Here is an 18,637-nt window from a genome sequence, read left to right on the forward strand (position 1 = left end):
GTCGGAGTGCTCCTGAGGGTGGGGATGGCGGGCAGGTCGTCAGTACAAACGGTGCGCGGCTTGAGAGGGTGCGCCGGCGAGGAATTGCGGAGCCGGCAGGCCTTGAGCGCGGGCCGAACGGGTGATCGCCTGGGACACGGCATCACTCGTGCCCGCCGGGATGAGCGCGATGGCGGAGCCACCGAAGCCGCCGCCGGTCATTCGTGCACCCAAGGCTCCGGCGTCGAGTGCCCCGGCGACCGCGTTGTCGAGTTCGGGGCAACTGACCTCGTAGTCGGTGCGCAGTGATTCACCCGATCGGATCAGCTCCTCGCCGATGTCGGCGACGGCGCCGGCGCGAAGTTTGGTGACGACGGCATCCACGCGACGAATCTCGGTGAGGACGTGTCGCATTCGCGGCACCGCCGCGGGTTGGTTGGCGCCGAGCGCGTGGAGTATCGCCTCCACGTCGGGTTCGTCGCGGAGCAATCGCGGGCCGATCCGCCTGCTGATTCGCTCCACGCTGGCGCGTCGCCGACCGTACTCACCGTCGGCGAGTCGGTGTGGGGCGTTGGTGTTGATGACCAGGAGTTCGAGCCCGGCCGCGGTGAAGTCGAGCGGGATCTGCTCGGCCGTGAAGTCTGTGCAGTCGAGATGCAGTGCGTGGCCGGTGCGGGCGCGCAGCGCAGCGGACTGGTCCATGCCGCCGGTTTGTGCGCCGACGACGATGTTTTCCGCGGCGACGCAGTCGCGGGCGAGGCGGCTGCGGCCGTGGTCGTCTGTGGGCGCGCCGAGTAGTTCGGCAACGGCCAGCGCAAGAGCGCATTCCAGTGCGGCGGAACTCGACAGCCCGGAGCCGCGCGGCACGCTGGAGTGCACGGCGATGTCCATGCCCGGTACGTGCGCGAGGGTCTCGTGATACGCGATCGCCCAAAGGACCCCGGCCGGGTATGCGGCCCATCCGCGGGGATCGCCGGGACCGACCTCGCCGACCTTGCCGGTCCAGGCGCGGGTGGTGGCCGAGGAGATGCAGCGAACCACGTCGTCGTCGCGCAATCGCACGGCGACCACGGTGCCGTGGGGCAACGCAAACGGCAGCACTCTCCCGCCCACGTAGTCGATGTGCTCGCCGATCAGGTTCACCCGACCGGGGGCGAACCACACGCCGTCCGGGTCCTTGCCGAAACGGTCGGCAAAGAGCAGGGTGACCTCATCGGCGAGTTGCTGCTCGGCGATCGGCTCCAGCCAATCGGCGATGACCTCGGATCCCGCGGTCATGGTGCCACCGCATTCAGTCGATCGGCGATCTCCTCGGGAGTCGTGTCGTTGACCCAGGCGCCCATCGCCGACTCGGAACCGGCCAGGAACTTCATTCGGCCCGGCGAGCGCATCAGCGAGAACAGCTGTAGGTGCAGCCGTCCGTGGTGGCGGTCCTGCCCGACCGGGGCTTGGTGCCATGCTGCGATGTAGGGGGTTTCGTCGACGCCCTCGAAGAAGCGGTCGACGCGACCGAGCAGGTCGAGATACACCGCCGCGAGTTCGGCCCGTTCGGCATCGGTGAGCGCGGGGAAGTCGGGAACGTGACGGTTCGGAACGAGTTGCACCTCCAGCGGCCAGCGCGCCGCGGCGGGGACGAATGCGGTCCAATGCTCACCGGTTGCCACGATGCGCCGTCCGGAGCGGCGCTCTGCGGCGAGATTGTCGGCGAGCAGGTTGCCGCCGGTGGCGGCGTGGTGGGCGCGTGCCTGACGGATCAAGGACTGGGTGCGTGGTGGGAGATAGGGATAGGCGTAGATCTGCCCATGAGGATGCGTCAGCGTGACACCGATCTCCTTGCCGCGGTTCTCGAAGCAGAACACCTGCTCGATGCCGGCCATGCGGGACAGTTCGGCGGTGCGGTCGGCCCAGGCCTCGATCACGGTGCGCACACGGGGCAGATCGAGCGTAGCGAAGCTGGCGTCGGGGTCGCTGGTGAAGCACACGACCTCGCAGCGACCGGTGCCGGGCGTCAACGGCCACAGAGGCTCACCGTCCACGCTCGTCGCCGGTGGGTATCGTTCGGCCAGCCGCGACAGTGACGGGAACCGGTTCTCGAAGACCACGACGTCGTAGTCGTCGGCCGGGATCTCTGTGGCGGGCCGGCCCGGTTGAGTGGGCGCGAGCGGAGACAGATCGGGCGGCGGGAGGAACGTGCGCTCCATCCGGGCGGCGGCGATGGTCACCCACTCCCCGCTGAGTACGTCATAGCGCAGTTGCGATTCCGACGACGCCGGGGCGAGCGGGCGGGTGTCGACGAGCGCGCGGGTGCGTTCGCCGGAGACGTACGGCGGGGAGTCGTCGTAGTAGATCAACTCACGGCCGTCGGCCAGCGTGGTCGCTGTCTTCCGCACTCGTGCGGCGACGGATACGGACGAGTCATGCACGGTCATCGGTGCCTTCCTTGACGGCGGAGGACGCGACGGAGTGTTCGAGTCCGTCGGGGGCGGACCCGGCCGCGTCCGGCGCAACGATCAGGTCGTGCACGTTGTCGGCGAGGATCTCGCGGGCGCTGTCGTCGAGACCGGAGTCGGTCACGAGGACGTCCACGTCCGACAGTCGGAGCGTGCTGGCCAGCGCGGTGACGCCCCACTTGGTGTGATCGGCGAGCACGACCACCCGGCGTGACGCGGCGACCATCGCCTGATTCGCCTGAGCCTCCAGTAGATTCGGACATGTCAGTCCGGCGTTGACGTGCACGCCGTGGGTACCCAGGAACAGAACGTCGAGGTGAAGCCGCTCTAGGGTGACCACGGTCAGCGGGCCGACCAGGGCCATGGAGGGGGTCCGCTGCCCCCCGGTGAGGAGGATCGTCTGGTCGTCACGGCCGCGATCGTTGAAGATGTCGGCGACCGGCAGCGAGTTGGTGACGACGGTCAGCCCAGGTACATCGAGCAGTTCGCTCGCGAACGTGTGGGTCGTGGTGCCACCGGAGATGCCGATGCAGGTGTCGGGCCGCACGAGCGTGGCGGCAGTCTTGGCGATCGCGCGCTTGGCGTCCAGGGCCCGGGTCGACTTGGCGTAGAAACCGGGCTCGTCCTTGCTCGTCGCGCGCGGCAGCGTGACTCCGCCGTGCACTCTCTCGACGAGGCCGCGATCCTCGAGGTCCTTGAGATCGCGCCGAATCGTCATGTCCGACACGCCCAGTGCCGCGCAGAGTCCGGCGACCTTCACCGCGCCGTGCGCGGCGACCTGCGCGAGGATCTCGTCCTGTCGTTGCCGAGCCAACATCACCGGTGCTCTCCTTCGTTGTTGCTGCCACGCCGCCACGCTTGTGGCCGCCATCACAGTGTTGCACACCCTCGAACAGAAGCAAACCAAAATAAACAGAATCAGCCGTCTGCACTGCCGTTCACGGCTTGACAGGCGAGCGATCGGTGTGGTCCTGTTATCTGCATCACATGCTCTTACCTGGCTTGATTCAGATATGGCGGAAAATGTTCGATATTGGGGATTCAATCGTCTCTCTTCGGATTGCGGTGTCCACTGCCCCCCTCGCAGTTCATGGCGCCGTCACCGGCGACCCGGCAAGTCCGAACCCCGTCAGCCGTTGAAGGAGACCGACATCATGACCGAATCTGCGGCAACTCGCCGTCCGGCACGGAATCGTCCCAGGCGGGATGACACCCGGCTGGCCGTGCTGTTCATCGCGCCGGCCGCGACGGGCTTCGGTGTGTTCATCTTCTGGCCGCTTATCCGGGGAATCCAGTTCAGTTTCACCGACTACAACCTGCTGACCCCGGCGAAATTCGTCGGGTTCGACAACTACGTGCGCATGGTGCACGACCCCGTGTTCTGGAACGCGGTGCGGGTCACCCTCTACTACGTCGTCCTCAACATCGGCATCCAGACCGTGGTCGCACTGGTCATCGCCGTGCTCATGCAGCGGCTTACCCAGTCCTCGCTGGTGCGGGGCCTGGTGTTGACGCCGTATCTCATGGCGAATGTGATTGCAGCCCTGTTGTTCTTGTGGATACTCGACTACAAGTTGGGGATCGGGAACCAAGTTCTCGAATGGTTGGGATTGGACCGAATCGCGTTCTGGGGCGACGAGAACTGGGTCATCCCGACCGCCGCGTTGGTCAACGTCTGGCGTCATGTCGGCTACACCGCGCTGCTCATCTTCGCCGGACTGCAGACGATTCCGCCGACTGTGTACGAGGCCGCGAAACTGGACGGCGCGAGCGAGACGTCGATGTTTTTTCGGATCACGGTGCCGCTGCTGCGTCCGATCCTGGCGCTGGTCCTGATCGTCACGATGGTCGGCTCGTTCCAGATCTTCGACACCATCGCGGTGACCACCGCCGGCGGACCGGGCGACTCGTCGCGAGTGCTGCAGATGTACATCTACGACCTCGCGTTCGGGCGTTTCCAGTTCGGCTACGCGTTCGCGATGTCGGTGGCGCTGTTGCTGATCCTGGCCACCGTCACCTTCCTGCAATACCGGCTCATCCGCGCCGATGCGACGGATCTGGACTAGGAGCAAGCCATGACTCTCGCCAGCCAAGAAGTGGTGATCGTCGAACCCGACGAGCGTCCCGCAGCCGCGAAGCGGGTGCGACGGTGGACCCTGGGGCGAATTCTTGCCTGGGCGGTCATGATCGCCATCATCTTCGTCAGCCTCTTCCCCTTCTACTGGGCGCTGCGCACCGCGCTGTCGAGCAACGCCGCGTTGTCTGCGGGCTCGCAGAGTCTTCTCCCGGCCGACCCGACGCTCAGTGGGTTCGCGCGGGTGTTCGGGCTGCAGACCGGACAGGAGGCGATTGACGCGGGCGGTGCCGGGCAGCCGATGAACTTTTGGCGTTACCTGCTCAATTCGGTTGTGGTCGCGACACTGATCACCTTGGGGCAGGTGTTCTTCTCCGCCATGGCCGCCTACGCGTTCGCGCGGCTGCGGTGGCGGCACCGTGACAAGGTGTTCGCGGTGTTCTTGGCCGGGCTGATGGTTCCGGCGATCTTCACGCTGCTGCCGAACTTCGTGCTGATCAAGCAACTCGGCCTTGTGGACACGCTGCTGGGCATCGCGTTGCCGAGCATGCTGATGACCCCGTTCGCCGTGTTCTTCCTGCGACAATTTTTTCTCACCATTCCCCGTGAGATCGAGGAAGCGGCGTTGATGGACGGTGCGTCCAAGGTCAGGATCTTCTTCTCCCTGGTGATGCCGATGTCGGCCGCGCCGATCGCGACACTGGCCATCCTCACCTACATCGGAGCCTGGAACGACTACTTCTGGCCCCTGATGGTGTCCTACACCGACTCCTCGCGGGTACTGACAGTTGCGCTCGGGGTGTTCAAGTCGCAGACCCCGCAAACCGGGCCGGACTGGTCGGGACTGATGGCAGCCACTCTGGTCGCGGCGCTACCGATGCTGCTGCTGTTCCTCGCATTCGCCAGACGGATCGTGAACTCCATCGGGTTCAGCGGTCTCAAGTGAGGTGCTGACATGAGAGCGATCACGATGACACGAATCGGCAGACTCGCCGGCGCACTGGCCTCCGCGTCGGTCGTGGCACTGAGTACCGCGTGCGGTATCGGCGGGGGCGACGGTGATCCCAACACGATCGACTACTGGCTGTGGGATTCCGCGCAGCAGCCGGCCTACCAGAAGTGCGCGGAGGAATTCGAGACGCGCAATCCCGGCCTGACGATCGAGTTCACCCAATACGGATGGGCCGACTACTGGTCCAAGCTCACCGCGGGCTTCATCGCCGACACCGGACCCGACGTGTTCACCGACCACCTGTCCAAGTACGCACAGTTCGTCGAACTGGATGTGCTCTACCCGCTCGACGAACTCGCCGCGACCGAGGACATTCAAGACAGCGACTACATGGCCGGGCTCGCCGAACTGTGGAAGGGGCAGGACGGGCACCGCTACGGCGCACCCAAGGACTGGGACACCGTCGGCTACTTCTACAACCGCACCATGACGCGGCAAGCCGGGATCACCGACGAACAGCTGCGCACGATGACGTGGAACCCGCAGGACGGCGGCACATTCGAGAAGATCATCGCGCACCTGTCCGTGGACGCCAACGGGATTCGTGGTGACGAGCCGGGTTTCGACCCGAACAACGTGAAGACTTATGGACTGGCCGGTAGCGATTCGGGCTTCGGCGGATTCGGGCAGACGCAATGGTCGCCCTACACCGGCTCCATCGGGTGGCAATACACCAACCAGAACCCGTGGGGCGATCAGTTCAACTTCGATGATCCCCGCTTCCAGAGGACCGTGGACTGGTACTTTGGTCTCGCTGAGAAGGGCTACATGGCACCGTATTCGGTGGCCGGAAACCCGAGTGCCGCCTTCGGCGGAGACAAGCAACTCAGTTCGGGTACCGCGGCGATGGCGCTCAACGGTGACTGGATGATCTCGACTTACACCACGCTGACCGATGCCGACGGCAACGCCATGGATGTCGCGGTCGCGCCGACCCCGATCGGGCCGACCGGACAGCGTGCGTCGATGTTCAACGGTCTGGCCGATTCGGTGTCGAAGCAGGCCGAGAATCCCGAGGCCGCGGCGAAGTGGGTGGCCTTCCTCGCCGGTGACGAATGCCAGCGGATCGTTGGTGAGAGCGCGGTGGTGTTCCCCGCGCGGCCGGCGGGCACCGCCGCCGCGCTCGCGGCACACGCCGCGGCCGGATTCGACGTCTCCGCGTTCACCGACCACACCAAGGACGGCACCACCTTCCTTTTCCCGGTGACCTACAACGCTGCCGACATCACGGCCTACCTGCGGCCGGCCCTGGATTCCATCTACCTCGGCGAGCACGACGCCTCCGTTCTGACCGCGACCAACGGCCAGATCAACTCGCTGCTCGAACTCACCACGAGCAGCAAGTAGTGGATCGTCAGACGACATTCGCGCGATTCCCGAACGATCAGAAAGTGGACAGAATGACCGAGACCAACCACCGATGGGCAGTGCTGCGTCGCGACGGCGCCGCCCTTGTTGTCGGACCGGGGGCCCCGGATGGCCTTCCCGCGGTGCTGCACTGGGGTGCGGACCTGGGTGAGCTGTCCGACGAGACGCTCGAGGCACTGCGACTGGCGGCAGCACCGGCGGTGCCGCACAGCAGCATCGACGTGCCGCGATGGTTGAGCCTGGCACCAGGACAAGACGACTCCTGGGAGGGAACGCCCGCCCTGGCGTTGCACCGCAATGGGCGTGGGATTCATCCGCGGTGGACACGGGTTCGCCTCGCGCAGGACGACTGCGGTCACGCGACGGTCACCGCTGCCGATGCATTGAACGGACTGTCGTGGCGGATGGACCTCGAACTCGCGGTCGGCGGCATCCTGCGCGTCCGGCAGACCGTCACCAACACCTTGCCCGGTCAGGAGGCACTGACGTTGGACGGGGCGCAGATCCTGCTGCCGCTGCCGGACACCGCGACCGAAGTGCTCGATACCACCGGACGCCATTGTCGCGAGCACACCCCACAGCGGCGTGCGTTCGGGCACGGCACCACTCTGCGGGCCTCGCGCCGCGGCCGCACCGGACACGACGCGACGCTGCTCCTGTTCGCGGGCTCCGCGGGGTTCGGCTTCCGCAGCGGTGAGGTGTGGGGTGTGCATGTGGCATGGAGCGGCAATCACGCGCACTTCGCCGAACGCCTGCCTGAGCGGGCCGGACAGTCGTCGGCGGTGATCGGTGGGGGCGAGCTCCTTGCCGCGGGTGAGATCGTGCTGGCGGCGGACGAGTCGTACACCTCGCCGTGGGTGTCGTTCGTCTATTCCGGTTGCGGGCTCGACGGCGCTGCCGCGGCCATGCACCGCTGGCTGCGCGAACGCCCCGGGCACCCGCGGTCGGCGCGGCCTCTGGTGGTGAACACCTGGGAAGGCGTCTACTTCGACCACGATCTGTCCCGGCTGCTGCGCCTCGCCGACGCCGCCGCGAAGGTTGGTGCAGAGCGCTTCGTCCTCGACGACGGCTGGTTCCGCAACCGCCGCGACGACCGAGCCGGCCTCGGCGACTGGACGATCGACCCGGAGGTGTGGCCGTCGGGTCTCGCGCCGCTGTTCGACCACGTCCGTGCCCTCGGTATGGAGCCGGGGCTGTGGGTGGAGCCCGAGATGGCCAACCCCGACTCCGATCTGGTGCGAGAGCACCCCGACTGGTTCCTGGCCCCGGCCGATCGGTTGCCGGCGAGCTGGCGGTACCAGCACGTGCTGGACCTGAGCCGCCCCGAGGTGTACGACTACCTGGTCGCGAGCCTGGATGCGGTGATCACCGCCGAGCGGCCGGGCTACCTCAAATGGGACCACAATCGGGACGTGATCGCCGCGCTCAGCCGCGACGGGCACGCCGGGGTGCACCGGCAGACCGACGCCCTGTACCGGCTGCTCGACGATCTGCGGGCCCGGCATCCCGGCCTGGAGATCGAGTCCTGCGCGTCCGGGGGCGCCCGGGTGGACCTGGGCATTCTCGAGCACACCGACCGGGTGTGGGCCTCGGACACCAACGACCCCCTGGAACGGCAGCGACTCCAGCGCTGGACCGCCCAGCTGATCCCGCCGGAACTGCTGGGTGCACACGTCGGGCCGGCGATCTCGCACACCACCGGCCGATACGCGACATTGCAGTTCCGGTGCCTGACGGCGTTGTTCGGGCACGCCGGGATGGAACTCGATCTGAGCGGTCTCGAGGAGACCGAACTCGAGCAGCTGGCCCGGTGGGCTTTGCGCTACAAGGAGTTCCGCGGATTGATCCACACCGGCACGATGGTGCGTTCCGACCATCCCGATCCGTCGGTGTGGGTGCACGGTGCGGTATCCGCGGAGCGCGACGAGGCGGTGTTCGCGGTGGTGAAGATGGATACGTCCGCAGAGGACCGCTCGGACCGGATCCGGTTGCCGGGCCTCGATGCGACGCGCACCTACCGCGTGTCGCTCGTCCCGGAGCTCACCGACGCCGGACACTCGGTCGCGCCACCGCAATGGATCCTCGACGGTGGGCAGCTTGTGGCCCCCGGAGCAGTGCTCGCCCACGCGGGGTTCGCGATCCCGGTCCTTTACCCGCAGACCGGCATGCTGCTGCACGTGCGGGCGATCGAGGCGGACGTGCGATGAAGCTGCTCGTCACCGGCGGGGCCGGATACGTCGGCAGCGTCTGCGCGCGAGTGCTGCTCGATCGCGGTCACGAGGTGGTGATCGTCGACGACCTGTCCACCGGCAGCGAACAGGCGATCCCCGCCGGGGCCGCGTTCGTCGCCGGTGACGTCGGCGAGGCCGCCGGCTGGTTGCTCGACGGAGGGGTATTCGACGGGGTGCTGCACTTCGCGGCGCGTTCGCTCGTCGGCGAGTCGGTGCAGTCACCGGAGACGTACTGGTACGGCAACGTGGTGAAGACCCTGGAACTGCTCGAGGCGATGCGGGTCTCGCGGACTCCGCGCCTGGTGTTCTCGTCGACCGCGGCGACCTACGGCGAACCGGATTCAACACCGATCACCGAAGACGCGCCCACCCGGCCAACCAACCCGTACGGGGCCACCAAACTCGCGGTGGACCACGCGATCGGGTCGTACGCGGTTGCGCACGGCCTGGCTGCGACGAGCCTGCGGTACTTCAACGTCGCCGGAGCATTCGCCGGGCTCGGCGAAAACCACCCGACCGAAACGCATCTGATCCCGTTGGTGTTACAGGTCGCGGCCGGACGTCGGGAGGCGATCTCGGTGTTCGGCACCGACTGGCCGACCCGCGACGGCACCGCGATCCGCGACTACATCCACATCCGCGACCTCGCCGAGGCGCATGTGCTCGCTCTCGAGTCCTCCCGGGCCGGCTCGCACCATATCTACAACCTCGGCAGCGGTGCCGGAGCCACCGTGCGCGAGGTGATCTCGGCATGTGAGCGGGTCACCGGACGCCCGATCCCCTCCGTTGACGGGCCACGTCGCGCCGGTGACCCCGCCGTGCTGGTCGCATCGAGTGAGAAGGCGACGGTCGAACTGGGCTGGCGACCACGGCACGCCGGTCTTGACGAGATCGTTCTCGATGCCTGGGAACTCTTCCGGACGCGATTGCCCACTGGGTGGTAGCGCAGTCATCGCGCCCAGCCCCGCATGGATTCGCCCGGCCGGTTTGATGACCGGCCGGGCGAATCCACGCGGAGCGACTGCTGAGAGTGTCAGCCGCGATGCGTCAACCGTTGTACTTGGCGAGCATTCCCGCATCGACCGGGAGGTTGATCCCGGTGACCCGCTTGGACTCGTCGGACAGCAGCCACACCACCGCGTCGGTGACGTCGGAGACGTCGATCCACGGCATGTCGAGCAGATTGATGCGCTTGAGCACCTCCACGCCGTCGTCGAGGCTCGGCTCATCCAAGTCAGGACGGAAGATCTTGGCGGCCAGCGGATTGTCGATCATCGGGGTGCGAACGTTGGTCGGATGGATCGAGTTCGCCCGGATTCCGTAGGGGGCGAGCTCATTGGCGAGCGAGCCGATGAGCCCGACGACACCGTGTTTCGCGGCAACGTAGTGACTCACCCCGGGAATTCCGCGCAACCCCGCGATCGAGCTGATGCCGACCAGCGATCCGCCGTTGCCGGCGTCGATCATGTGCGGGATCGCGGCGCGGAACGTGGACCAGACGCCGGTGAGGTTGACGTCGAGCATGGTGCGCCACTGCTCGGGCGTGAGCTGCCAGGTCTGGGCCGGCGCGCCGAGGATGCCGGCGTTGGCGACCACGGCGTCGAGTCTGCCGAGGTCGGCGACCGCCGACGTCACTGTCTCGACCATCGCGTCGGCGTCGCGCACGTCGACGGTGGCGCGGTGGACTCGGGCGCCGAGTTCCTTCAGTTCGCGGTGTACGTCGTCGAGCTCGTCGGCGGTGCCCAGCGGGTACCCCACGGTGTCCACCGTGCCGGCGATGTCGGTGATGACGAGATCGGCGCCCTCTGCGGCGAGTGCAAGTGCGTGCGACCGGCCCTGTCCGCGCGCGGCACCCGTAACGAGAGCGACCTTTCCGACCATGCGGCCGGTTCGCGGTGAGTCAGGTGCGTTGGATGTCATGGGATACCTCAGCTTTCGCGGATCAGAACGATGCGCTCACGCGCGGCGGTAGCCTTCGAGGCTGGCGTCGTCGACATCGTCGAGGTTCACGACGATGTTGTCGGGGGTGCGGGTGGTCAGCCAGATGAGCTCCTCGGTCGTGCTCATGTTCGCCTCCACATGCGGCATGAACGGCGGAACGAACACGAAGTCGCCCTCGGCCATGTCGTAGTACTCGGTGTAGTTCTCGCCGAAGTAGATGCGCCCGTGGCCCTTGAGGACGTAACCGCCGGTCTCGGCCTCTCCGTGGTGATGCGGGAACGAACGGTATCCGGGCTTGTTGGACACTTTCCCGTACCAGATCTTGGTCGCCGGGGTGTGCTGGATGCTGACGCCCGAGACGCGCACTGCGCCCCCGGACTGTCCGGTGTCCCCGTACTCCTCGCCCTGCCGAGTGATCACCGGTTTGTCGGTTGCGGCCATGATGGCTCCTCCTTGTAACAAACGAACGTACGCTCGCAACTTTAGCGCCGTTGGTGTGACGCCCGCAATAGGTCCAAAGGCCCTATGTCGTGGGCGCGCGGACGAGACCCTCCTGATTGGCCGTGGCCACCAGTGCTCCGGTGGCGTCACGGAAGTGCGCGGTGCACAGTGCCCGGCCGCCGGCGGTGACCGGACTCGTCTGCTCGACGCTCAACCACTGGTCCACGTGGGGAATCGCGTGGAACCACATCGCATGATCGACACTGGCACCCTCGGTGTACCCGTTCCCGTACCAGGACCGCCCGAGCGGCATGAGTGCGGGATCGAGCAGGTTCAGGTCGGACAGGAAGGCCAGAAGGGCGCAGTTCGTCGTCGGATCGAGCTGCTGGTCAACTCGCGGCTCCGCCGCCCGAGCCCAGAACCGCTGAATCGGCCTCTGTGTCACGCCGGATGCGAGAGCCGACGGGTCATCGACGAAGCGGATGTCGAAGGGTTGCCCATCGGCCCACCACGCTGGGAGCGCGGACCGTGCGGATGCGAGGCGGTCGCCCAGCTCAGCAAGTGTTGTCGGCTCTGGCAGCGGGGTTGCGTCCGACTCCTGTCGATCGAGCTCGGTCTCGCCGAAGAGTTCTTTCGCGGCGAACGACGTGGTCATGGTGAAGATCTGGTTGTCGTGCTGGCGCGCGTGTACGACACGGGTGCTGAGGGTGCCGCCGTCGCGAACCGTGTCCACGTCCAGGTGAACCGGCAGATCCGGATCTCCTCCGCGGAGGAAGTAGGCGTGCAGCGAATGCGGAGCTCGGCCGGTGGGCACCGTGTATCCGGCGGCCACCAGTGCCTGGGCCAACACCTGGCCGCCGAAGAGCCGGGGTAGCCGATGGGTCCACGTCGGTCCGACGAAGGTGCACTCGCCGCGGCGGGCGACGTCGAGAACGTCGAGGAGCTCGGTGAACAGCGCAGCGCTCATGTCGAACCTCCAAGAACGGCACGGGTGCCGAATGGGTAATGCGGGGCTGTTGACGTTCTATCCGGAACCACGCTAGATTACAAACGAACGCTTGTTCTTACAGTGAGGGTGATGATGAGGTTTGCCACGGTGCGGACGCCCGACGGTCCCCGCGTGTTGATGGACCGCCGAGGTAGTCGGATCCAGTTGCCGTTCTCGTCGATGCGTGAGGCGCTCGACGCAGGGGTGCACGAACACGCCGATGACTACTCTGGGTTCGAGATCGGTTCGGGCTCTGTCGACCTCGCGCCCGCCGTGGTCGATCCGGGCAAGGTCATCTGTGTCGGCCACAACTATCGTGCACACATCCTCGAGATGGGTCATCCGCTGCCCGAGGTGCCCAACGTGTTCTCGAAGTTCACGACAGCGTTGGTCGGACCTGACGATCCGATCAGCCTGTGGACGGACTCGGCCGCATGGGATTGGGAAGCCGAGCTCGCGCTCGTTGTCGGCCGTCGGGTACACCGCGCCGATGCTGACGAAGCTCGCGCGGCGATTGCCGGATACACGGTGGCCAACGACATCTCCGCGCGAGACTGGCAGCGTCGTTCCACGCAGTGGCTGCTCGGCAAGACTTTTGATGCGACCACTCCCGTTGGTCCGTGGATCGTGACGCCGGACGAGGTCGACCATGCCGCGGATCTGGAGATCACCTGCACCGTCGACGGCCGGGTGGTGCAGCACTCGAGCACCGCCGATCTCCTGTTCGGTCCCGCCGAACTCGTCTCGTACCTCTCGACGGTCATGACCCTGCATCCCGGTGACCTCGTTCTGACCGGCACGCCGGCGGGGGTGGGTGCCGGTCGCGATCCTCAGGTGTTCCTCACGCCTGGCCAGACGGTGCGGACAGAGATCGCAGGCCTGGGTGCCTGCACCAACGAATGCGTGGCTCGCGCAGGCAGCCGGGCGGACAAGGAGTTGACCTCATGATCGGCAAACTGTTGATCGCCAACCGTGGCGAGATCGCGGTTCGGATCATCCGAACCTGCACCGAACTCGGGATCGCGAGCGTCGCGGTGCACTCCGACCCCGATGCGGCGGCTCGCCACGTGCGACTGGCCGACGAGGCGGTCGCGCTCGGTGGTGTCTCGCCCGGCGAGTCGTATCTCGACATCGACAAGATCATCTCCGCGGCGAAGCAGACCGGTGCCGAAGCCGTTCACCCGGGGTACGGGTTCCTTGCCGAGAACGCGGACTTCGCTCAGGCGGTGCAGGACGCCGGTCTGATCTGGGTCGGGCCGCCCCCGAAGGCGATCGATGTCATGGGTGAGAAGGTGGCCGCCCGGGCGGTTGCCCAGCGCGCCGATGTGCCCGGCGTGCCGGGCAGCGGCGGCGCCATCGAATCGGCGGATCAGGTCACCGAGTTCGGCGCCGAGTACGGCTATCCGGTGGCGATCAAGGCCTCCTACGGCGGTGGTGGGCGTGGTATGCGCGTGGTGGCCGATGCGTCGCATGCCGCAGCGTCCTTCGACGCCGCGCGCACCGAGGCGACGGCGGCCTTCGGCCGTGGTGATGTGTACCTCGAGCGCTATCTGTCCCACGCTCGTCACGTCGAGGTTCAGGTCTTCGCCGACCAGTACGGAAATGCGGTCTGGCTCGGTGACCGCGACTGCTCGGTGCAGCGTCGGCACCAGAAACTGGTCGAGGAGGCGCCGGCGCCCGGACTGTCCGACGCGCTGCGGCGGGCGATGGGGGAGGCATCGGTTCGCCTCGCCAAGGAAGTCGACTACGTCGGCGCGGGCACCGTCGAGTATCTGGTCGAAGCGGCCGACGACCGCTTCTACTTTCTCGAGATGAACACTCGAATTCAGGTGGAGCATCCGGTCACCGAGGCCACCCTCGGGGTTGATCTCATTGCCGAACAACTCAGGGTCGCCTCCGGCGAGCCGTTGAGCTTCCGCGGGTCCGGGATCGAGCCGCGTGGCCACGCGATCGAGGTCCGCATCAACGCCGAAAACGTCGCCGACGGCCTGTTCCTGCCGTCACCGGGACCACTCGGCACCGTCTCCGCTCCCGACCGTGCCGGTGTCCGTTGGGACTCCGGCTACGACTCGGGCGACGAGGTGGCGCCCCACTACGACAGCATGGTCGGCAAGCTCATCGCGTGGGCACCCACCCGCACGCATGCGATCGCCCGGATGCGCAGGGCGCTCGACGAACTGACGATCACCGGGGTCCCCACCACAGCGCCTGCTGCGCAGGCGGTACTCGCCCAGGACGATTTCGCCGCGGCCGCCATCAACACCAACTGGCTCGAACGCGACATCGATCTGGCCGCGCTGCTGCCGTCCGCTGGGTCAACGCCATCGGTCGGGGAGGACGCGGACACCAGTGATGACGAGCCCGCTGCACGCGACGAGGTGTGGGTGGGCGACCGTCGCTACGTCATCCCGTTCTTCGGGGCGTCGCAGGTGGTCTCTGGCGCAGCCGACACGACCATCGCACAGGCGTCGCCGCGCCGCGCAGGCGGTGCCGGTTCCCGGCGCAAGGGTAAGCGGGCATCGGCGGCCGGTAGCGGGCAGGTGACCAGCCCGATGCAGGGCACGGTGACCGACGTCAACGTGGCCCAGGGGCAGGCCGTGTCCGTCGGTGAGATCCTGATGATCGTCGAGGCGATGAAGATGCAGAACCCGATCCGTGCCGCCATCGACGGGGTGGTGTCCAGTCTCGCGGCGAAGGTGGGCGACGTCGTCGCCTCCGGCGACGAACTCGCGGTCATCGCGCCGGCTGCGGACGACTGACGCCCATGGTCTCCGTCACCCTCGTCACCGGCGCCGCGGGTGGGCTCGGAACAGCGGTCGTCGACAGGTTCGCCCAGCGCGGCGACACGATTGTCGCGGTCGATCGCGACGCGGAGTTGCTTCAGGCAGTCGTGGACACATCCCGTGCACGCGGGGCCGATGTCCACGCGTTCGCCGCTGACCTGACGGACGCCGCCGCCATCGGCGATCTCGCCGCGCGGGTGCACGAGCGGGTCGGACGCGTGACCACTCTGCTCAACCTCGCTGGATACCTTCATCGCGGACGAGTTGCCGACACCGACCTGGACCAATGGTCGCGCAGCCTCGACGTCAACGTGACCGCACCGTTCCTGCTCACCAAGGCGTTCCGCGACGACCTCCGCGAGGCGACTCGAGGTCGGATCGTGAACTGCTCGTCGATCAGCGCCTCGGTGGGATATCCGTTGCCGGCCTACGCCGCCTCCAAGGCGGCGCTGTCGAGTCTGACCCGGTCATCGCTGTTCGATTTCTGGGGGACGTCGGTGACCGTCAATGCGGTCGCGCCCGGAGCGATGCGCACGCCGATGGTCGACATCGCCAACGAGGCGAGCATGGTCGCCAAGACGCCGGGTGGCCGTATCGTCACCCCACAGGAAGTCGCCGCCACGATCGCCTTCCTGGCGAGCGACGACGCGCAGGGTATCAACGGTGTCACCGTCACCATCGACGGCGGCGCCACCGCAGTGTTCAGCTACCTCGCCTAGGCGACGCAATGTTGTCCACATTGCAGGTTGACACCAGCTGTGTGGTGACTCACACTTAAATACGAACGTACGCTAGTTTTTAGCGAAACCGCCGCGCACCGTGAAAGGCGCGGCACGGACATGAGGAGTTGGCATGGGCAAGCTGGACGGCAAGGTCGCCTTCATCACGGGAGCGGCGCGTGGGCAGGGCAGATCGCATGCCATCGGCCTGGCGCAGGAGGGGGCCGACATCGTCGCCGTCGACATCGCCAAACAGGTCGACAGCATTCCCTATCCGATGGCGTCGCCCGAGGACTTGAACGAGACCGTCCGTCAGATCGAGGCTCTCGGCCGCAAGGTCGTCGCCGTCGAGGCCGACGTCCGTGACCTCGACCAGATGACCGAGGCCGCCAACCGTGGTCTCGAAGCGCTCGGACGCATCGACGTGGTGTGTGCCAATGCCGGGGTCATCTCTGCCGGCCGGGTGCTGGACCTGACGCCGGATCAATGGCGCGACATGATCGACACCAACCTGACCGGCGTGTGGCACACCGTCAAGGCGGCGGTTCCCGACATGGTGAACCGAGGCGAGGGCGGGTCGATCATCTTCACCGGCAGCACCTCCAGCCTTGGCGGCTACCCCAACGTCGGACATTACGTCACCGCCAAGCACGGGATCATCGGCCTCATGCACACTCTCGCCAACGAGCTCGGGCCCCAAGGGATTCGGGTCAACGCAGTGTCGCCGACCAACGTCAACACTGACCTGCTGCAGAACCCCACGTTCTACAAGCTGTTCCGCCCCGATCTCGACGCGCCGACCGAAGACGATGCCAAGCCGGCGTTCGCGACGATGCACTCGCTGCCGGATCTGCCCTACGTCGAGCCCATCGACATCACCCGCGCGGTTGTCTACCTGGCGACCGACGACTCACGCTACGTGACCGGCGTCAACCTGCCCATCGACGCGGGCGCCAGCCAGAAGGTCGGCGGATGATATCCCGCCCGCCACGGGGTTTTCCTCGTGGCGGGCGGTCCCACCCACGTTCCGTGCCGATCGACCCCGCCCGAGGAGAAACCCGAGATGTTCACGCTCGTTGATGCGATTCACCGCAACGAACGGCTCAACCCGGCCGCCGAGGCCATCGCCGACGACACCGGTCGGCTGACACACGGCGAACTCGCCGACCGCGCATTCCGCATTGCCGGTGTGCTGCGCTCCCACGGCGTGGCTCGGCACGACACGGTCGGTGTGCTCGCCGACAACGGCATCTTCGGCGTGGAAACCATGCTGGGTGCGGTTGCCGCCGGCGCCGCCTACGTCCCGTACAACTGGCGATGGGCACAGGCCGAGCTCGTTCACGGCATCAATGAGACAGACGCCTCGGTGATTCTGGTTGCCGATCATTTCGCGGATGCGTTGGCAGCTGCGGTCGGCGACACCGAGATCCGGCGATCGATCACCGTGATCACCCAGTCTGAACTCGATGCGCTGCAATCGAATGCGGATCGGCTCGACACCGTGCGAGTCGGGGAGCAGGATGCGGCGTGCATCTTGTTCACCGGCGGTACGACCGGCTTCTCCAAAGGTGTGGTGTTGTCGCATCGGGCGGCGATGACCAACGCTCTCAACGAGATCTCCGACTGTAGAGTCGGGGCGCGGCCCGGAGATCGCGGTCTCGTCACGACCCCGCTCTTCCATTCTGCGGGTCTGCTCTGTTGGGTCGTGCCGCACTACATCACCGGACGCAGCACCTACGTGGTGCAGAAGTTCGACGAGGGGCGAGTCGCCGAGCTGGTCGAGCGCGAGTCGATCACCAACATGTTCTTGGTTCCCAACATGATTCGGCGCATGCTGAAGGCGGGAGCCTTCGACACCCCGGGTTTCCGTGGTGGTTTCGCCGCGCTGCACTCCGGGGCCGGGCTATTGCGTATGCCGGACAAAGAGGCTGTGTCGTCGCTGATCCCGGGCGTCGACCTCTACTTTCGGTATGGCCTCACCGAGGCCGGGCCGATGGTCACCCGATTGCTGCCCGCCGACATGATGCGACCTGAGGTCGACGGCTCGATCGGTACCGAGTATCTGTTGGCGGAGGTGGAGCTGCGCGACCTCATCGACGGCACGCCCGTCCCCGCCGGAAGCATCGGTGAGATCTGCGTTCGCGGCCCCGGCGTGATGACCGGGTACTACGGTCGGCCGGACGCCACCGCCGAGGTGCTCGACGATGCCGGATGGTTGCGTACCGGAGATCTCGCAGAGAGAGACGACACCGGCTACCTGTATTTCCGCGACCGGGCGAAGGACATGATCAAGACCGGGGGAGAGAACGTCTACTCCTCGGAGATCGAACAGCTCTTGCACACGCACCCCGCGGTGATGGAGGCGGCAGTCATCGGTGTCCCCAGCCTGCAATGGGACGAGGAAGTCCGCGCGGTCATCGCCGTGCGGTCCGGGATCACGGTGACCGAGGACGAGTTGAGTACTTTCCTGCGCACTCGTCTCGCCGGTTACAAGGTGCCCAAGGTGATCAAACTCGTGGGCCACGAGGACCTTCCGGTCAATCCGAGCGGCAAGATCGTCAAGACGAAGATCCGTACCGCCATGGGCTGGTGACGGACGCCGCGGCGTCGTCGGAAGTCGCCGTCCGGGCGCGCAGACAACACAATTGACA

Annotated in this window: 16 protein-coding genes; 10 read left to right on the top strand and 6 right to left on the bottom strand. The window is 66.6% G+C overall.

Going from position 1 to position 18,637, the window contains the following annotated elements:
* Window positions 1–39 precede the first annotated feature (39 nt).
* From galK to V1Y59_RS09730, 3 genes are read right to left on the bottom strand one after another with little or no spacing between them, the layout of a single operon-like run.
* Window positions 40–1,257, bottom strand: a complete 1,218-nt coding sequence (galK, locus tag V1Y59_RS09720) for a galactokinase (protein WP_330504641.1) — start codon at window positions 1,255–1,257, stop codon at window positions 40–42.
* Entirely contained in the window at window positions 1,254–2,408 is a 1,155-nt protein-coding gene (gene galT / locus V1Y59_RS09725; RefSeq protein ID WP_330504642.1) for a galactose-1-phosphate uridylyltransferase, read from the bottom strand. Before galT ends, galK begins: the two co-directional genes overlap by 4 nt.
* Complete coding sequence (locus V1Y59_RS09730; protein WP_330504947.1) at window positions 2,395–3,246, bottom strand: DeoR/GlpR family DNA-binding transcription regulator; 852 nt, start codon at window positions 3,244–3,246, stop codon at window positions 2,395–2,397. Before V1Y59_RS09730 ends, galT begins: the two co-directional genes overlap by 14 nt.
* A 337-nt stretch (window positions 3,247–3,583) precedes the next feature.
* Between V1Y59_RS09730 and V1Y59_RS09735 the strand changes: the two genes are divergently transcribed.
* Genes V1Y59_RS09735 through galE form a run of 5 tightly spaced genes read left to right on the top strand, consistent with a single transcriptional unit; the run spans window position 3,584 to window position 10,058 of the window.
* Window positions 3,584–4,495 carry a carbohydrate ABC transporter permease gene (locus V1Y59_RS09735; protein ID WP_330504643.1) on the top strand — a complete coding sequence of 304 codons (912 nt, stop codon included), beginning with the start codon at window positions 3,584–3,586 and terminating at the stop codon, window positions 4,493–4,495.
* Window positions 4,496–4,504: 9 nt separating this feature from the next.
* On the top strand, window positions 4,505–5,449 hold the full coding sequence (locus tag V1Y59_RS09740) for a carbohydrate ABC transporter permease (protein ID WP_330504644.1): 945 nt from the start codon (window positions 4,505–4,507) through the stop codon (window positions 5,447–5,449).
* 9 nt (window positions 5,450–5,458) lie between these two features.
* A complete protein-coding gene (locus V1Y59_RS09745) occupies window positions 5,459–6,862 on the top strand; it encodes an ABC transporter substrate-binding protein (protein WP_330504646.1) in 1,404 nt (467 codons plus the stop codon).
* A 53-nt stretch (window positions 6,863–6,915) separates the two neighbouring features.
* The gene (locus tag V1Y59_RS09750) at window positions 6,916–9,090 is read left to right on the top strand and encodes an alpha-galactosidase (RefSeq protein ID WP_330504648.1); all 2,175 of its coding nucleotides are present in this window, start codon (window positions 6,916–6,918) and stop codon (window positions 9,088–9,090) included.
* The gene (gene galE, locus V1Y59_RS09755; RefSeq protein ID WP_330504650.1) at window positions 9,087–10,058 is read left to right on the top strand and encodes a UDP-glucose 4-epimerase GalE; all 972 of its coding nucleotides are present in this window, start codon (window positions 9,087–9,089) and stop codon (window positions 10,056–10,058) included. The genes V1Y59_RS09750 and galE overlap by 4 nt, the downstream gene beginning before the upstream one ends.
* Window positions 10,059–10,161: 103 nt before the next feature.
* Here the strand turns inward: galE and V1Y59_RS09760 are convergent, their stop codons facing one another.
* The 3 genes from V1Y59_RS09760 to V1Y59_RS09770 all read right to left on the bottom strand — a co-directional run bounded on the left by V1Y59_RS09760 (window position 10,162) and on the right by V1Y59_RS09770 (window position 12,463).
* Window positions 10,162–11,034: a mycofactocin-coupled SDR family oxidoreductase gene (locus tag V1Y59_RS09760; protein WP_330504651.1), complete on the bottom strand. Its 873-nt coding sequence runs from the start codon at window positions 11,032–11,034 to the stop codon at window positions 10,162–10,164.
* 36 nt (window positions 11,035–11,070) lie between these two features.
* Entirely contained in the window at window positions 11,071–11,496 is a 426-nt protein-coding gene (locus tag V1Y59_RS09765) for a cupin domain-containing protein (RefSeq protein ID WP_330504652.1), read from the bottom strand.
* An 82-nt stretch (window positions 11,497–11,578) separates the two neighbouring features.
* On the bottom strand, window positions 11,579–12,463 hold the full coding sequence (locus V1Y59_RS09770) for an acyl-CoA thioesterase (RefSeq protein WP_330504653.1): 885 nt from the start codon (window positions 12,461–12,463) through the stop codon (window positions 11,579–11,581).
* 111 nt (window positions 12,464–12,574) lie between these two features.
* On the opposite strand from V1Y59_RS09770, the gene V1Y59_RS09775 reads away from it, so the two are divergent.
* The 5 genes from V1Y59_RS09775 to V1Y59_RS09795 all read left to right on the top strand — a co-directional run bounded on the left by V1Y59_RS09775 (window position 12,575) and on the right by V1Y59_RS09795 (window position 18,579).
* Window positions 12,575–13,432 carry a fumarylacetoacetate hydrolase family protein gene (locus V1Y59_RS09775; protein WP_330504654.1) on the top strand — a complete coding sequence of 286 codons (858 nt, stop codon included), beginning with the start codon at window positions 12,575–12,577 and terminating at the stop codon, window positions 13,430–13,432.
* Complete coding sequence (locus V1Y59_RS09780; RefSeq protein WP_330504655.1) at window positions 13,429–15,243, top strand: acetyl-CoA carboxylase biotin carboxylase subunit; 1,815 nt, start codon at window positions 13,429–13,431, stop codon at window positions 15,241–15,243. Before V1Y59_RS09775 ends, V1Y59_RS09780 begins: the two co-directional genes overlap by 4 nt.
* A 5-nt stretch (window positions 15,244–15,248) precedes the next feature.
* Window positions 15,249–15,986 (top strand): SDR family NAD(P)-dependent oxidoreductase, encoded by a 738-nt coding sequence (locus V1Y59_RS09785; protein WP_330504656.1) that lies wholly within the window; start codon window positions 15,249–15,251, stop codon window positions 15,984–15,986.
* Window positions 15,987–16,119: 133 nt separating this feature from the next.
* Window positions 16,120–16,962 (top strand): mycofactocin-coupled SDR family oxidoreductase, encoded by an 843-nt coding sequence (locus V1Y59_RS09790; RefSeq protein ID WP_330504658.1) that lies wholly within the window; start codon window positions 16,120–16,122, stop codon window positions 16,960–16,962.
* 87 nt (window positions 16,963–17,049) lie between these two features.
* Window positions 17,050–18,579: a class I adenylate-forming enzyme family protein gene (locus V1Y59_RS09795; RefSeq protein WP_330504659.1), complete on the top strand. Its 1,530-nt coding sequence runs from the start codon at window positions 17,050–17,052 to the stop codon at window positions 18,577–18,579.
* The last annotated feature ends 58 nt before the right edge of the window (window positions 18,580–18,637 follow it).

The sequence above is a fragment of the Gordonia prachuapensis genome, from assembly GCF_036350515.1.
Lineage (GTDB): Bacteria > Actinomycetota > Actinomycetes > Mycobacteriales > Mycobacteriaceae > Gordonia > Gordonia prachuapensis.

Excerpts from the sequence above, each read along its gene's own strand:
- V1Y59_RS09745 (WP_330504646.1), top strand. The coding sequence starts at position 5,459 with ATGAGAGCGATCACGATGACACGAATCGGCAGACTCGCCGGCGCACTG.
- V1Y59_RS09795 (WP_330504659.1), top strand. The coding sequence starts at position 17,050 with ATGTTCACGCTCGTTGATGCGATTCACCGCAACGAACGGCTCAACCCG.
- galE (WP_330504650.1), top strand. The coding sequence starts at position 9,087 with ATGAAGCTGCTCGTCACCGGCGGGGCCGGATACGTCGGCAGCGTCTGC.
- V1Y59_RS09760 (WP_330504651.1), bottom strand. The coding sequence starts at position 11,034 with ATGACATCCAACGCACCTGACTCACCGCGAACCGGCCGCATGGTCGGA.
- V1Y59_RS09765 (WP_330504652.1), bottom strand. The coding sequence starts at position 11,496 with ATGGCCGCAACCGACAAACCGGTGATCACTCGGCAGGGCGAGGAGTAC.
- V1Y59_RS09740 (WP_330504644.1), top strand. The coding sequence starts at position 4,505 with ATGACTCTCGCCAGCCAAGAAGTGGTGATCGTCGAACCCGACGAGCGT.
- V1Y59_RS09780 (WP_330504655.1), top strand. The coding sequence starts at position 13,429 with ATGATCGGCAAACTGTTGATCGCCAACCGTGGCGAGATCGCGGTTCGG.
- V1Y59_RS09750 (WP_330504648.1), top strand. The coding sequence starts at position 6,916 with ATGACCGAGACCAACCACCGATGGGCAGTGCTGCGTCGCGACGGCGCC.
- galT (WP_330504642.1), bottom strand. The coding sequence starts at position 2,408 with ATGACCGTGCATGACTCGTCCGTATCCGTCGCCGCACGAGTGCGGAAG.
- galK (WP_330504641.1), bottom strand. The coding sequence starts at position 1,257 with ATGACCGCGGGATCCGAGGTCATCGCCGATTGGCTGGAGCCGATCGCC.
- V1Y59_RS09790 (WP_330504658.1), top strand. The coding sequence starts at position 16,120 with ATGGGCAAGCTGGACGGCAAGGTCGCCTTCATCACGGGAGCGGCGCGT.
- V1Y59_RS09775 (WP_330504654.1), top strand. The coding sequence starts at position 12,575 with ATGATGAGGTTTGCCACGGTGCGGACGCCCGACGGTCCCCGCGTGTTG.
- V1Y59_RS09735 (WP_330504643.1), top strand. The coding sequence starts at position 3,584 with ATGACCGAATCTGCGGCAACTCGCCGTCCGGCACGGAATCGTCCCAGG.
- V1Y59_RS09730 (WP_330504947.1), bottom strand. The coding sequence starts at position 3,246 with ATGTTGGCTCGGCAACGACAGGACGAGATCCTCGCGCAGGTCGCCGCG.
- V1Y59_RS09770 (WP_330504653.1), bottom strand. The coding sequence starts at position 12,463 with ATGAGCGCTGCGCTGTTCACCGAGCTCCTCGACGTTCTCGACGTCGCC.
- V1Y59_RS09785 (WP_330504656.1), top strand. The coding sequence starts at position 15,249 with ATGGTCTCCGTCACCCTCGTCACCGGCGCCGCGGGTGGGCTCGGAACA.